The organism is Acidovorax sp. GW821-FHT09A11 (assembly GCF_059418365.1).
Genome location: NZ_JBWKPS010000001.1, coordinates 776,027 through 790,742 on the forward strand (window position 1 = coordinate 776,027; position 14,716 = coordinate 790,742).

General features: G+C 69.1%; 13 protein-coding genes. 7 read left to right on the forward strand and 6 right to left on the reverse strand.

What is annotated here, in order from left to right:
* Position 1: 1 nt before the first annotated feature.
* Positions 2-1,525, reverse strand: coding sequence for a Y-family DNA polymerase (locus AC07PV_RS03550; protein WP_494629413.1), 1,524 nt, complete (start codon positions 1,523-1,525; stop codon positions 2-4).
* Positions 1,488-2,366 carry a translesion DNA synthesis-associated protein ImuA gene (gene imuA, locus AC07PV_RS03555; RefSeq protein WP_492245923.1) on the reverse strand — a complete coding sequence of 293 codons (879 nt, stop codon included), beginning with the start codon at positions 2,364-2,366 and terminating at the stop codon, positions 1,488-1,490. The genes AC07PV_RS03550 and imuA overlap by 38 nt, the downstream gene beginning before the upstream one ends.
* Before the next feature lie 167 nt (positions 2,367-2,533).
* Between imuA and AC07PV_RS03560 the strand changes: the two genes are divergently transcribed.
* Complete coding sequence (locus AC07PV_RS03560; protein WP_218295189.1) at positions 2,534-3,154, forward strand: IPTL-CTERM sorting domain-containing protein; 621 nt, start codon at positions 2,534-2,536, stop codon at positions 3,152-3,154.
* Between the two features lie 66 nt (positions 3,155-3,220).
* On the opposite strand, the gene AC07PV_RS03565 is transcribed toward AC07PV_RS03560, so the two are convergent.
* Entirely contained in the window at positions 3,221-4,531 is a 1,311-nt protein-coding gene (locus AC07PV_RS03565) for an HD-GYP domain-containing protein (RefSeq protein WP_494629414.1), read from the reverse strand.
* Between the two features lie 473 nt (positions 4,532-5,004).
* On the opposite strand from AC07PV_RS03565, the gene AC07PV_RS03570 reads away from it, so the two are divergent.
* Together AC07PV_RS03570 and AC07PV_RS03575 are read left to right on the forward strand one after the other, a co-directional pair.
* Complete coding sequence (locus AC07PV_RS03570; RefSeq protein WP_492254866.1) at positions 5,005-5,292, forward strand: DUF4148 domain-containing protein; 288 nt, start codon at positions 5,005-5,007, stop codon at positions 5,290-5,292.
* Positions 5,293-5,384: 92 nt separating this feature from the next.
* A complete protein-coding gene (locus AC07PV_RS03575) occupies positions 5,385-5,681 on the forward strand; it encodes a DUF4148 domain-containing protein (protein WP_494600433.1) in 297 nt (98 codons plus the stop codon).
* A 130-nt stretch (positions 5,682-5,811) separates the two neighbouring features.
* On the opposite strand, the gene AC07PV_RS03580 is transcribed toward AC07PV_RS03575, so the two are convergent.
* Genes AC07PV_RS03580 through AC07PV_RS03590 form a run of 3 tightly spaced genes read right to left on the reverse strand, consistent with a single transcriptional unit; the run spans position 5,812 to position 9,885 of the window.
* On the reverse strand, positions 5,812-6,567 hold the full coding sequence (locus AC07PV_RS03580) for a GntR family transcriptional regulator (protein WP_218295192.1): 756 nt from the start codon (positions 6,565-6,567) through the stop codon (positions 5,812-5,814).
* A 1-nt stretch (position 6,568) separates the two neighbouring features.
* Positions 6,569-8,344: a glycerol-3-phosphate dehydrogenase/oxidase gene (locus AC07PV_RS03585; RefSeq protein WP_494629415.1), complete on the reverse strand. Its 1,776-nt coding sequence runs from the start codon at positions 8,342-8,344 to the stop codon at positions 6,569-6,571.
* Positions 8,341-9,885, reverse strand: a complete 1,545-nt coding sequence (locus tag AC07PV_RS03590) for an FGGY family carbohydrate kinase (RefSeq protein ID WP_494629416.1) — start codon at positions 9,883-9,885, stop codon at positions 8,341-8,343. The genes AC07PV_RS03585 and AC07PV_RS03590 overlap by 4 nt, the downstream gene beginning before the upstream one ends.
* A gap of 181 nt (positions 9,886-10,066) precedes the next feature.
* Here AC07PV_RS03590 and AC07PV_RS03595 point away from each other — a divergent pair, with 181 nt between their 5' ends.
* From AC07PV_RS03595 to AC07PV_RS03610, 4 genes are read left to right on the forward strand one after another with little or no spacing between them, the layout of a single operon-like run.
* On the forward strand, positions 10,067-11,113 hold the full coding sequence (locus AC07PV_RS03595) for a substrate-binding domain-containing protein (protein ID WP_218295194.1): 1,047 nt from the start codon (positions 10,067-10,069) through the stop codon (positions 11,111-11,113).
* A gap of 11 nt (positions 11,114-11,124) precedes the next feature.
* On the forward strand, positions 11,125-12,645 hold the full coding sequence (locus AC07PV_RS03600) for a sugar ABC transporter ATP-binding protein (protein ID WP_494629480.1): 1,521 nt from the start codon (positions 11,125-11,127) through the stop codon (positions 12,643-12,645).
* On the forward strand, positions 12,642-13,676 hold the full coding sequence (locus AC07PV_RS03605) for an ABC transporter permease (RefSeq protein ID WP_218295195.1): 1,035 nt from the start codon (positions 12,642-12,644) through the stop codon (positions 13,674-13,676). Before AC07PV_RS03600 ends, AC07PV_RS03605 begins: the two co-directional genes overlap by 4 nt.
* Positions 13,673-14,680: an aldo/keto reductase gene (locus AC07PV_RS03610; protein WP_494629417.1), complete on the forward strand. Its 1,008-nt coding sequence runs from the start codon at positions 13,673-13,675 to the stop codon at positions 14,678-14,680. Before AC07PV_RS03605 ends, AC07PV_RS03610 begins: the two co-directional genes overlap by 4 nt.
* The last annotated feature ends 36 nt before the right edge of the window (positions 14,681-14,716 follow it).

Sequence of the window (14,716 nt, forward strand, 5' to 3'; positions counted from 1 at the left end):
ATCATCCGAAGATTCCATGCAGGAACCAGCGGTGGGGGCGCGCCGCGGCCCGCGCGCCCTCCGGCACGGATGCCAGGCGCTCGCGAAACACCCACACCAGCCCCGCCACATCGTTGTGCGCGACGAAGTAGTCGCGCAAGGCCAGGCCGGCGCAGGGATGGGCCGGGTCTGCATCGTCGCTGCCGGCCCCGGACCACCAGCCCGCCTCGAAACGGTGGGGACCGGCCAGCAGGCGCAGCAGGCCGTGGTGGCACGGGCGGTTGCCCTGCACGGCCAGGCGCCGTGGCGGGTTCAGCAGCCAGGTGGGCTGCAGCAGCCCGCCGGGCGTGGCGTCCAGGGCCGCGTCGGAAGCGCTGGAGGATGCACCCCGGGCCGCGGGGCGGGGGGGCGCCGCCACGCGCAGCACCTCGGCCGCCGGGCGCCACTGCTGCATGCGCTCGGGGCGGTGGTCGGCCTGCAGCACCGGCGCCTGCACATGCTCGGCCCCCAGCCGGGCGGACAGGCGCTCGAGCAGCTGGTGCAAGGCCTCGCCTTGCACGCCACCCGGCAGGCCCGGGTCGCTGCCCCCACGGCCATCCGGCGGCAGGAGGCTGGCGCTGCGGTGCGCCAGCGGGGCCGCATCCAGCAGGCGCAGCGTGATCTGGTTCGCTGGCGCGGCCAGCGTGGTCCGCGCCAGGTTTTCCGCCAGGAGCCGCCGCAGATGCGCCATGTCCTGCGTGGCCTGCGCCGTGCGCACCTGCAGCGCCTGCACGGGCGCGATCATCACGCCGTCGATGCGCCGCAGGTCGTGGCGCCACGCCAGCTCCAGCCCCAGCACACCTTGCTGGCGTGCCTGCAGCCAGCCATGCAGGGCCGCGATGCCACGGTGGGCGCTCCAGAGCAGCGCATCGGCCGACACCGCCAGCGCGGGCAGCTCCAGGGTCAGCGCGAACTGTTCGGGCAGTTCCAGCCACGCATGCGCTTCGGGGGCATCGCCAAAGGCCTGGTCCAGGGCCCGCAGCACCCCCACGCCAAAACGCCGCGAGACCCCCGGGCGCGGCAGCGCACGCAGCGCCCCCCAAGTGCGGCAGCCCATGCGCTCCAGGCTGGCCACATGCGGGCGCAAGGCGGTCAGCGCATGCAAGGGCAGCCCTGGCGGCCCCTGCGCAGGCGGCGCCCGGCCCGCCAGGGCCAGCCTCAGAAAGCCGTGCGCCACCAGCGCCGTGGGGCCGCAGCCCCACGGCGGCTGCGCACAGGGCCTGCTTCCTTCAGAAAAAACAGGCTCTCCCTGCCCGCCCGACGTGGAAGCCGCCACAGCCCAGGCCTGCAGCACCTGCGCCAGCAAGACATCGCGCCCGCCCCAAAGCCGTTCGGTGGAGGACACTTCCAGCAGCACGGCCTCATCGTCCACCAGCGCCACGCGCGGTGTAAAACGCAGCGCCCACCAACCCGCCGACGGCTCCATCGCCACGGCGGCTCCTGCCGGCGCCGTGGAACCGCCCTCCCCCTCATCCGGCCGTGGCCATGGCAGCGCGATCCAGTGCATGCCCCCTCCCCCCTGGCGATGCGGGCGCGGGCGCCCGACGCGGCACGGCGCCCCCGGCGGGGAGTGCAACGGCCAATGCGCCCCGGCCTTCCTCCATCATGCCCACCGCCGCGGCCTGGGCAGCACGCCGCCGTTCGGCCTGCGCCGCCAGCACCTGCGCCAGCAGAAGGTGGCATCCGGGCAATGGCAGCCCCTGCGCCAGGGGCGGCCCCCGGCGCTTGAGAATGTGCACCTGCATCCCGGGGAACACGGGCGTGCCCGCGGGCATGGGCATGCCCTGGACTTGCAGCCGCAGCAAGGCTGGCGACGCCTGGGGGGCCGCGCTGACGGGCCGAAACACCCACAGCAGCTGCTGTTGCTGGGCCGCGGCCAGCTGCAGCCGGCGCAAGGCCGCCGGCTGTGCCTGCGGCAGCCAGGCCATGACGGCCAGCACATCCCGGCACCGCAGCGCCTGCTCGGCGGCCCACAGCGCCGACATGGCCGTATCCGCCCGCACCAGCCCCAGCCGCCCGGGGGGCAGCCCCTGGGCCTGGAGCGCCGGGCCAAAAGGCTCGCACGGGGGCGCCACCACGACCACGGCCCCATGCCGCGCGGCCGTGGCCTGGGCCAGGGCGGGCAGCACCAGCTGCCATTCATGCAGGCCCGCCAAGGGCTGCAACACCTCGCTCAGCGCCCCGACAGGCCACCCTCCACCCGGTAGCTGCGCATCCAGCAGCGCATACCCCGTGGGTTGCGCCTGGTGCTGGCCCGTGCCCACCAGCCCGTCCGCGTGCCAGACGCCAGGCACGGCAAATGGCAGATCGGAGGCGACAACCCGCAGGGAGTGGCGTTGCGCAGGCATGGTGGGAAGAGAGGGTCCGAAAACACGAATACTGTAAATATAACCAGTATTTTGCCAGCAGCATGAAAACCTCGGAAAGGCCCGGGAAGGCCCTGCCATTCAAAGCTGGGCGGCACACGCCGCGCTCCCTACAATGGACCGCAAAAGGAAACAGAGGGAGTCGTTCAATGAAGGCAATCCAGTCGGCAGCAGTCGCCCTGCTGCTTCTCCTGTCGGGCAACACGTTCGCCGCCTATGCGGTCTACGTTTTCGAAAGTGGCGGCAATGTGGTCGCCAGCGGCAGCGGCCGCATGAACATGGCAGCCCTCACCCCGGCCGGCAACGGGCCTCTTTTCTCCGTGGTCATCCCCTCGGCTGCGCTGATTTTCACCGGCACGGCCGGGACGGTGGAGGCCTACATGGGCGTCTCCGGGCCTCCCATGCTGGGGGCGGGAGGCCCTGTCCTCGCCGATACATCGTCGGGCGACATGGTGGGACTGGACGGCATGATGGCACCGGGGTTTGTCTTCGCCCCCCTGGGCTACGTCTCCGGATCGGCGCTCGCTTCCTCGGCCACGTGGACGGGGACCTCGCTGGCCAGCCTGGGGCTCACGCCAGGCTCCTACACCTGGACCTGGGGCGCGGGCCCCACCGCCGATTCGTTCACGGTCCACGTGGGCATCGCGCCACCCGCCGCCCCGGCCTCCATTCCAACGCTGTCCGAATGGGGCCTGGCGATCCTCTCGGCCCTCATGGCGGGATGGGCGATGCGCCATCGCCTCCCGCGGCGCCGCAACAAGGCGGCCTGAAAACACGTTGACTCACGGGCCCCGGCAAGGCGCTTGCGCGCCCCCGAAAAGATCCTGAACAGGTTCTCAGAGCTTTCGGAGGGCCCAATCACACCAATCCGCCACCGCCCCATCCGCGGGCGTGGCGCGCTGCGCCAGTTGCGGCCAACGGCGGTGGCTGGCATTCAGGATGCTCTGGAGCTGCCACAGCGCCTCGCGCCCCACCAGGGCCACTTCGGCCATGCCCATGGTGTCGCCCCGCAGCTGCGCCATGAACTCGCCCTGCTGCTGGGGGTGCGAACCAGCTTCCGTCAGGGCTTTCTGAAGGGCCAGCAGGCGGGCATCGACAAATGCGAGGGCGCTCCCCGGCAGCGTCTTCGCGCTGGTTCCGGGGGGCAATGCGGCCTTGAGCTGGTCCCAGCAGGCAAAGGCCTCGGCGAGAAGGTCCATCTGGCGCGGGGCATCGTTGCCCAGGGGCATGAGCGCGGAGTCGCGGGCGACCTCCTCCTGCAGCAGGGGCAGGAGATGCGCCACCAGCGCCGATGGGAACTTGCGATGGTTCAGCCGCAGCACCAGTGACAGGCGCTGCGCGGGCATGTCGTCGTATTTCTCGTAGAACGCAGCCACCACTTCGGCCAGCAGCAGGATGCGGCCCAGCACCGAGATATCCGCACCCGCCAGCCCGCGCGGATAGCCGCTGCCATCCATGCGCTCGTGGTGTTCCAGCACCGCCACCTCCACCGGCCGGGGGTAGGCCTGGGTGTCGCGGATCATGAGCATGGCGGTGATGGGGTGCGCCACCAGGTGCTTGCGCTGCACGCCAACGACCTTGTGGTCGGGATCGCTCCAGGCCGGGTCCATGTGCAGCACGCCCAGGTCGTGCAGCAAGGCTGCGGCGGCGAGGTTGGCGCAGTCGCGCTCGCCCAGCTCGCTCTTGATGGCCAGAAACACGGCCACGGTCATCATCTGCAGGCTGTGCTGGAAAAGTTCAGGCCGCTGCTCGCGCATCACGGTGAGTTTGCAGGCCATGGAGGGAGGCAAGGGCAGCGAGCGCAGCGGCGCCAGCAGCCGGGCAGCCGAACCCAGCGTTTCGGCCAGCAGCCGGGGCAGCACCTCCCGCTCCACCAAGGCCTGCCCCGCAGCCAGCAAGGCAGGCACATCCACGGGATTGTCGATGGACAGGTGCCGGTCAATCGGCTCGCGCAGCTTGTGCTGCACCAGGCGGTCGTACAGGCGGCCATCGATGCGGGCCCCCTTCTCGACCAGCTTGATGCCGTTGTCGGTGTAGATGGCGGCGTCAGCGACCACCATGCGCCGATCGGCCATGTCGGTCAACGCGCGCAGGTAGTGGGGGCTGCCCGCGGTGTCGATGCCCGCAGGTACAAGAGAGTCTGTCATGCAAGAACACAAAGGGTTACCTTGGACTATATGACGTTCCCTCCCTGTGTATCGCCCCGGCCGCCTTGGGCATGCGGTACCTTGATGCAGATCAAGCGCCTGGCGGCAGTACGCGGATGCCGGGCGCAATCCTGGGGGCGCCACGTAGGCGGAACTCGCGCCAGCCGTCCTTCGCATGGGCATTGCCCCGGTTTCCCATCGTTCCTGAAAAACGCCCTACTCGCCAGGATTCGAGGCGCCAAAACCCCATTGCTGCCACAAAAATGTGGGTAAACCCTGCCTTTTCACACCCTCATTGTTTCCAATACCGGAACAGTTAGTTTGCGACCCGGTGGTTTTTCTTCGCGCCCCATCCACGTACAGTTCATCCCATCGATGAGCCGAACCCGCAAGGCGACTCACCGAACCCGGTTCAGAAATGGTTTTTGTCCCGGTTTTTCTGAGACGCTTTTTTCTTCCTGAAGGATTTCATCATGAACAAGACCGCCCGCTTCCTCTCCATCGCCGCCGTGGCCGCTTTCGCTTCTTTCGGTGCCCAGGCTGATGAAGCCGATGCCTCGCAGTTCGCCACGAAGTTCGAGACGAACCGCACCCGCGCCGAAGTGGCCGCCGAAGCCGCCACCGTGGCCCAGACCCGCTCCATCGAGCCCGCAGGTTCGCGTGTGGTGACCTACAAGTCCACGGCCGACCGCGCCGCCGTGCGTGCCCAGGCCGCCGATGCCGTGCGCACCGGCCAGATCCCTTCGGGTGAGCGTGGTTGATCAGCGTTTGATTCGCTGAATCCAGGCCCTCTCCTGCTGCGTATTTCCAAGTACATCGCCCTCATTTTTTTGAATTTCACCGGAGTTTCACCATGAACAAGACCGCACGTTTCCTCTCCATCGCCGCCGTGGCCGCTTTCGCTTCTTTCGGTGCCCAGGCCGACGAGGCCGATGCATCGCAGTTCGCCACGAAGTTCGAGACGAACCGCACCCGCGCCGAAGTGGCCGCCGAAGCCGCCACCGTGGCACAGACCCGCTCCATCGAGCCCGCAGGTTCGCGCGTGGTGACCTACAAGTCCACCGCCGACCGCGCCGCCGTGCGTGCCCAGGCCGCCGATGCCGTGCGCACCGGCCAGATCTCGGCGGGCGAAATCGGCAACGCCATGTAATTGCTGTGCGGCGGGGCGGCCATGCCCCCCGTTCCTTCCGCGCGGTGGTTGCCATGAAGGCATGAATGACAAACGGGCTCCTGCGGGAGCCCGTTTTGCCTGGAGAGACTGCCCGCGCCTCAGGGGGTCATCATGTCGTTGTCTGCACGTGCAGGCGGCTCGACTTGCAGCGGTGCAAGGCGTTGTAGTACTCCAGGCGGCGGCCGTTGGCGCCATAGGCGATGGACTCGATGCGCAGCAGCGGCTCGGGGCTTGCCAGCTGCAGCAGTTCGCAGGTCTCGGCGTCGGGCAGCACGGCGTCGATCCAGCGCTCGGCGCGCACCAGCCGCACCCCGTACTGGCGGCGCAACACGTCGTAGAGCGAGCGGTCGTCCAGGCGCATGCGGTGCAGGCCGGGCGCCAGGTCGGCGGGCACCACGGTTTCCACCAGCAGGCGCAGCTCGCCGTCCACGCTGCGCAGCCGCTTCAAGGCCACCACCTGGGTGTCGTCCGTGAGGCCCAGCGCGCTGATCTCCTGCGGCGTGGGTGCGCGCAACTGCTGACCAAGGACCTGGGTGCGCACCGAACGGCCCTTGCGCTCCATCTCGTCGGAGAAGCCGAGCACGGTGGAAACGAAATCCTCGTCGCGCTCGCGCGCCGCGACAAACGCACCACGGCCCTTGATCTTGTAGATCAGGTTGTTGCGCACCAGGTCGGCCAGCGCCTCGCGCACCACGATGCGCGAGATGCCGAACTGCTCGCCCAGTTCGGCCTCGGACGGCAGCTTGGCGCCGATGGCCAGTTCGCCCTGCAGTATCTGCAGGCGCAGGGCATCGCGGAACTGCGCCCACAGGGGCGATTCGGAGTTGCGGTCGAGCAGGGGCTGGAGTTCGGTCGGTGAATTCACGTCAGGACGGGCTCAGGGCCGGGTGGATGGTCAATGATGCATGGAAAGCCGGCGCTGCATCGGTGTGATCAGGGACTGCGGGAGCCAGGCGCACGCCATGGCGTTCGCGCAGTGCGGTGGTGCAATTGTGCAGTTCCTGCCGTTCGCGCCCCGCATCCCAGCCCAGCGCCCGTGCGGCGATGCCCGCCATCTCGGCCAGCGCCGCGTCCGTGACGAGGCCACGGATGGCCAGCAGCGTGCGGCGGATCACCAGGTCGTCGAGGTGGATCACGCCGGTGTCGGTGCACAGCCAGGCCACCTCCGCCGCCGAGTAATCGGGTGCATGCTGCAGCGGCAGGTCCCCCGCCACCTTGAAATGCGGGGCCATGCCCAGGGCCTGGGAGCCGTAGCGGCGCAGCAGTGCCTGGGCGCGGCCGCGCGCCAGGCCGGAATCCTGGACGATGCGGTCGATGAAGTGTTCGGTCGCCTGCTCGCCCTGGGGCATGTCGGTGCCGCCGCCAATGGGCAACTGCCGGGTCGAGGCCGTGCGCCCGCGCCCCAGCAGGCGCAGCACCTCGTCGGTGGCCTCCTCGGCCAGCGCGCGAAAGGTGGTCCACTTGCCCCCCACCAGGCCCACGACCGGGATATCGCGCGATGGGGACGGTGCATCGATCACCACCGAATGGTCGCGCGAGATCTGCCCCGGCTTGTCGGCGTCCGAGCGCGCCAGCGGCCGCACGCCCACATAGGTGTAGACCACGTTACCGCGGCCGAAGGAGAGGTTGGGAAACACCTCGCCCAGCACCTCCAGCAGGTAGTCCACCTCGGCAGGTTCGGTGGCGATCTGGTCGGGGTCGTCCACCGGAATGTCGGTGGAGCCTACCAGCACCCGGTCCAGGAAGGGGTAGACGATGCACACGCGCCCGTCCAGCGCCTCGAAATAGGCCATGCGCCCGCCCAGCGCGTCGCGCAGCAGGGGGTGGTCGAGCACCAGGTGCGAGCCCTTGGTGCCCATCACGCGCGGGCCGGGGCCGCCCAGCAGTTCGGTGCTGCGGTCCAGCCAGGCGCCGCTGGCATTGACCACCGTGTCGGCCGTCACCTGCACCACCTCGCCCGTGACTTCGTCGCGCAGCGTGAGGGTCTTGCCCGCGCAGCCCGTCACGCGGCAGTGGTTGACGGCCGCCGAGCGGGGCTGGTCGCGGCAGGCGTCGCGCACCAGCTCCAGCACCAGCCATTCGGGGTGGCTGATCCAGGCGTCGAAGAAGGTCGCCGTCCAGCGCACGGCCGCCCGGAACAGCAGGCGGTCGGCCGGCTGCACGCGGCTGATGCGGTGGTTGGGCATCACGCGCTGGCGCCGGCCTAGCAGGTCGTACAGGCGCAGCCCGGTGGCCACGGCCAGCAGGCCGCGCGTGCGCTGGGGCGGCGTGCGGCCCAGGAACTTGAGCGCGCTGCTCATCAGCCCGCCGAAGAAGCTCGACAGCGGCACCACGGTCTTGAGCGGCTGCACCAGGTGCGGCGCGTTGCGCAGCAGCAGGTTGCGCTCGCGCGTGGCCTCGGCCACCAGCGAGAAGCTGCCGCTTTCCAGGTAGCGCAGGCCGCCGTGGATCATGCGCGAGGGCGCGCTGCTGGCACCCGCACTGAAGTCGCCCTTGTCCACGATGAGGCAGTCCACGCCCTGCAGCGAGAGGTCGCGGAACACGCCCACGCCGTTGATGCCGGCGCCCACGATCACGGTCGAAAAATGGTGCCCCGACACGGCGGCCGGACGCACGAAAGGCAATGGTGCAGGCGTGCTCATGGCAAGGCCTCCACGCGCTGCGCGGGTGTGGGGGTGGGCGCAAGCGCTGGCAGCGGCGCAGCAATGCCCGGGGATGTGCCCGCCAGATGGCCGAATACAGGGGACATGGTGGCTATCAGTTCGTTGAAGTTGGCATTGAAGTCCGCATGGGCCCGCGCCTGGCTGGCATCGGGTTCGACCGTGTCGCAGGGCGCGCGCAAGGGGTGGGTGTCGATGCCTTGCGACATCGCCGCGTAGATCGCCGCGCCGCGCGCGCCGGTCTCGTCGTCGGCGCAGCGCTCCACCGGGTGCCCGAGCAGGCCCGCGAGCAGGCGCACCAGGCGCGTGTCGCTGGCGCCGCCACCGAGCACGGTGGAGGCCGACACCGGCAGCCCGCCGGCCGCCAGGCGCGCCGTATGGCGTGCATGCAGCGCCGCGACCGCATCGACCACGGCACGCGCCATGTCGCCGCGTGTGTGGTGGCTCTGAAGGCCGACAAAGCCGGCCGAGACGCCCGCACCGCCGTTCACGAAAGGCAGAAAGCGCAGTCCTCCGGCCCCGAACGGCACCGACATCGCCAGGTCGACCACGGCCCGCGCATCGGGCAGGCCGAGCACCCCGGCCAGCCAGGCGATATTGGCCATCGACGAGGGGCTGTTCTCCATGTACAGGCGCCGGTCGCCCGGCCCGAAATTCACGACGGCCACCACGTCGGGCCGGGGTTCCACCACCGGGCCGATGACGGCATTGACGCACCAGGTGCCCAACACCGAGACGGCGCGGCCGCGCTCCTCGGCACGGATGGCGGTCATCGACGCCAGCAGGTCGATGGCGCCCATGGCCACCGGGATGCCCGCTGGCAGGCCGTGCGCCTCGGCCGCCGAAGTGTGCAGCGTGCCGATCACCTCGCCGCTGTCCACCAGCGGCCCGAAGGCCTTCGGTGAAAGATCGGCGACGCCCGAGGCCGCAAAGGCCAGCGGCGACCATGTGCCGGTGGCCACCGAGAGCAGGCCCGCCGTGCTGGCGTCGCTGGCGTCGGTGGCGATCTCGCCCGTGAGCAGAAAGCCCACGTAGTCCTTGGCGAACATGAGGCGTTGCAAGGCACCGCTGCGCACAGCGTCGCTGCCCAGCAACTCGGCCGCGATCACGGTGGGCTGGCCCGGCCAGGGCTGGCAGCCGACCTCGGCGCGCAGTTGCAGGCCATGGCTGCTTGCCAGGGACTCGGCCCGCGCGCCGGCGCGCTGGTCGGTCGAGGCCACGGCGCGGCCGCCGGCCAGTTCATTGCGGGCATCCAGCGCATACAGGCCCGCTCCATGCCCCGTGCAGCCGATGGCACGGACATCGGCCACGCGGTCGCCGAGCTGGTGCGCCACATCGCGCAGCACGGTGGACAGGGCCGAGCGGATCATGGATGCCCCCACTTCGCAGCCACCACCGGGCAGGCGGTCGTGCTGCAGGGGCATGCGGGACAGGGCGACGGTGCGGCCGCTCGCGGCCTCCAGGGCCAGGGCTTTGAGGCTGCTCGACCCGAGGTCGATGCCAATCAGTAGTTGGGTCTTCATGTCATAACAGCTTCCACCGAACCAGCCGGCATATCCAGTAGTGTTTCCCCTAACTATCTGGCGCTTCGATCCAAGATTACATTCTACCTGTCATAACAACTGTCGTGACACCAAGCACCCCATCACAGCCCTGGAGAAAGCAGCAATCACACGCTGCTCCGTTCAACAAGAGGAGACATCAATGAGGCGTAATTTCCTGAAGTCCGCAGCCGCCGCCGGTATCGGCCTGGCCGGCACCAGCGCGTTCGCGCAGCAACCTGCAGCAACCCCCGCCGCCGCGGGTGGCCTGCGCGGCAACCCCAGCGACGTCTACGTGATGAACGTGATGGTCTCGGGCGTGGAGTACTGGTTTCCGGTCTACGAGATGATGAAGCAGCTGGGCCGCACGCTGGGTGTCCGCACCCGCTACACCGGCACCCCCGAGTACGACGTGAACAAGCAGCTGGCCTCGTTCGAGCAGGAGCTGGCACGCAAGCCCGCCGGCATCCTGCTGCACCCCATGAACCCCGACCCGTTCATCGAGCCCATCAACCGCGCAGCAGCCATGGGCATCCCGGTCGTCACCTTCGCGGCCGACTCGCCCAACTCCAAGCGCACCTCGTTCATCACCTCGGACAATGACCGCGAAGGCGCGCAGGCCGCCGACGCGATCGCCGCATCGCTGGGCGGCAAGGGCGAGTTCGCCGTGCTGGAAAACCCCGGCCAGGACAACCACGACCGCCGCATCGCCGCCTTCATCAACCGCATGAAGACCAAGCACCCGGGCATGAAGCTGGTGGGCCGCGCCGCGAGCAACCAGGACCCGAACAAGGCCTACCAGGCCGTGCAGAGCCTGGCGCAGGCCAACCCCAACCTGGGCGCCCTGTTCATGCCCGAGGCCAACTCGGCGCTCGGTGCGGCCCAGGCCAAGGTGGAGACCAAGAAGAACATCAAGGTGATGTGCTGCGACGTGAACGCCAAGATCCTGGACATGATCAAGTCCGGCGACGTGTTCGGCGCCATCAACCCCAACCAGGGCATGCAGGGCTACATGGGCATGATGATGCTGTTCCTGGCCAAGAACCCCGGCCTCATCGACCCGATGAATGACGCCAAGCGCAACGGCACCAACCCCATGGCCGTGCCCTTCCTGGACAACGGCCTGGCCGTGGTCAGCAAGGCCAACGCCGACGACTTCTACTGGGACAAGTACCTCGCGCGCCGCGGCACCAAGGGCATCAGCGAGTGAGCACCACCACCATGGGCGCCCCCCTGCTCACGCTGCGCGGCATCAGCAAGCGCTTCGGCGCTTCGCATGCGCTCTCGGGCGTGGACTTGTCGCTGCAGGCGGGCGAGATCCACGCCCTGTGCGGCGAGAACGGCGCGGGCAAGTCCACGCTGATGAACATCATCGATGGCATCCACCAGCCGGACGCGGGCGAGATAACGCTCGACGGCCGCGTGGTCACCATCGATGGACCGGCCCAGGCCATGCGCCTGGGTATCGGCCTGGTGCACCAGGAAATAGCCCTGTGCGCCGACGCCACCGTGGCCGAGAACATCTTCATGCCCGAGACCAATGCGGGCCGGCAGACCTGGATGGACTACGCCGACCTCAACGCGCGCGCCGCCAAGGTACTGCAGCGCCTGGGCCAGGACATCGCCCCCGCCGCGCGCGTGGGCGATCTGCCCATCTGCAGCCAGCAGCTGATCGAGATCGCCAAGGCGCTCACGCTTGACTGCAAGGTGCTGATCCTGGACGAGCCGACCGCCGCTCTCACCGACAACGAATCGGCCGCCCTGTTCAGGGTGCTGCACGACCTCCGGGACCAGGGCATCGGCATCATCTACATCAGCCACCGCATGGCCGAGATCTTTGCGCACTGCACGCGCGTGACCGTGCTGCGCGACGGGCGCAACGTGCACTCGGGCCCGCTGGCCGAGCTCGATGCCGACGGCCTGGTGCGGCGCATGGTCGGGCGCGACCTGGGCAACTACTACCCGCCCAAGCAGCAGGACGCAGACCCCGGCGAGCACGTGCTCGAAGTGAGCGACCTGGCCGACGGCGAGCGCGTGCACGGCGTCTCGTTCACCCTGCAGCGCGGTGAGATCCTGGGCATCGCCGGGCTCATGGGCGCCGGGCGCAGCGAGCTGGCGCAGACCCTGTGCGGCCTGCGCCCCGCCACTGGCGGCAGCGTGCGCCTCAACGGCAAGCAGCTTGCCATCCGCAAGTACAGCGACGCGCTGCGCGAAGGCATCGCCTACCTCAGCGAGGACCGCAAGGCCGCAGGCGTGTACCTGGACCTGCCGATCGCGCAGAACATCGCCTCCATGGCGCTGGCGCGTGTGAGCTCGCGCCTGGGCCTGCTGCAGCGTGCGACCGAGCACCGGCTGGCGCAGGAGCTGGGCGCACGCCTGAAGCTCAAGTCCGACGGCGTGCAGATCGAGGTGGCGAGCCTGTCGGGCGGCAACCAGCAGAAGGTGGCCATCGCCAAACTGCTGGCCACCAACCCGTCGGTGCTGCTGATGGACGAGCCCACGCGCGGCGTGGACGTGGGCGCCAAGTCGGAGATCCACCACATCCTGCGCGACCTGGCCTGCCAGGGCGTGGGCGTGGTGGTGATCTCCTCGGAGCTGCCCGAGATCATCGGCCTGTGCGACCGGGCCCTGGTGATCCGCGACGGGCGCGTGGCGGGCGAGCTGCAAGGCAAGGACATGACGGAAGAGGCCCTGCTGCGGCTGGCCTCGGGACTGGAACGACAGCAAGAGGAAATCGCATGAATCACCCCGCACAATTGGACGCCGGCTCCGTCGCCGGCCTGCAGCCGCCGCGCGAGGCGCCCGGGGGGCCGGGCAAGCCCGGCGCCCCCAAGCTCACCAGCATGCGCGAGATGGGCCTTCTGGTCATCATCCTCGCGCTGTGCGTGGGCATGAGCTTCGCGTCGCCCTACTTCCTGACCTGGGACAACATCCGCGCCATGCTGCTGTCCTTCTCCATCGAAGGCATCGTGGTCGTGGGCATGACCATCCTGCTCATCGTGGGCGGCATCGACCTGTCGGTGGGCTCGGTGGTGTGCTTTGCGATGGTGGTCACGGGCAAGCTGTTCCTGATGGGGTTCGATCCCTGGACGGCCGGGCTCATCGCGATCGCCGCCAGCGCGCTCATCGGCGCCATGATCGGCGGCTGCGTGGTGCGCATCGGGCTCAACCACTTCATCGCCTCGCTGGCCTTCATGGTCATCGTGCGCGGCCTGTGCCTGGCGCTCACCCAGGGCACGCCCCAGTCGCTGTTCTCGCTGCCGGCCTCGTTCAAGTTCATCGGCCAGGGTACGCTGTTCGGCATCCCGGCGGTGATCCTGATCTTCCTTTTCATCGTGGTGGTCAGCGATTTCGTGCTGCGCCGCGCGAGCCTGATGCGCCGCGTGTTCTACACCGGCAGCAACGAGAAGGCGGCGCTGTACTCGGGCATCCGCGTGGGCCACGTGAAGTTCTGGGTGACGGTGCTGTGCGCCGCATCCGCCGGCCTGGCCGGGGTGATCTACACCGCGCGCTTCGGCGCGGCCACGCCCACCTTCGGCGTGGGCATGGAGCTCAACGTGATCGCAGCGGCCGTGATCGGCGGCGCCAGCCTGAAGGGCGGCTCGGGCACGGTGCTCGGTGCCGTGCTGGGCCTGGCCCTGCTCTCGGTGGTGACCAGCTCGCTGATCCTGCTGGACGTATCGCCTTACTGGCAGGACGTGATCAAGGGCCTGATCCTGCTGGCCGCCGTGACCATCGACCACCTCATGAACACCCGAAAGACCCAACGATGAATGCCGTGATGATGAACGCAGCGATGAAGACCACCACCCTGAGCCCGTCGGGCATCCAGTGCTCGGCCATCGGCCTCGGTACCTGGGCCATGGGCGGATGGATGTGGGGCGGCCAGGACAGTGCCGCCGCCACCGACGCCATAGCCGCCTCGCTCGACGCCGGGGTGACGCTGATCGACACCGCGCCGGCCTATGGCCTGGGCGCCTCCGAAAACATCGTTGGCGCCGCCCTCAAGGGCCGCCGCCATGAGGCGGTGATCGCCACCAAGTGCGGCCTGGTGTGGCACACGCAAAAGGGCACGCACTTCTTCGACGAAGACGGCCACCCCGTGTACCGCCACCTGGGCCGCGAATCGATCTTCCACGAGGCCGAGGAGAGCTTGAAACGCCTGCAGACCGACTACATCGACCTGTACATCACCCACTGGCAGGACGCCACCACGCCGGTCGAGGAGACCATGGACGCCCTGCTCACGCTCAAGCAGCAGGGCAAGATCCGCGCCATCGGTGTGAGCAACGCGAGCCCCGAGACGCTGGCCGAGTACCTGCAGTACGGTCCCGTGGACGCGGCGCAGGAGCGCTACAGCCTGATCGACCGCGAGATCGAGCAGACGCTGCTGCCCCTGTGCAGCCGCCATAACGTGGCCATGCTGGGCTACTCCTCGCTGGCGCTGGGCCTGCTCGCCGGCCCCATCGACCCGGCGCGCGAATTCACGGGCGACGACCAGCGCGCGAGCAACCCGCGTTTCAGCGCGGCCAACCGCGCCAGGCTCAAGGCCTTCTTCGACGAACTCGAACCGGTGCGCCGGCCACTGGGCTGCTCCTTCGGTCAGCTGATGATCGCCTGGACGCTGGCCAGCGGCAATGTATCGGTGGCGCTGTGCGGTGCACGCACGCGGGCACAGGCCACCGAGAACGCCACCGCCGGCGCGCTGGACCTGCCCGAGGAGGCCGTGTTGCGCATCGACACGGCCGCCGCCCGGCACCTGAAGGCGCTGGCCTGACGAACCTCTTCCCCCTTTTTCTTACTCCCACCAACC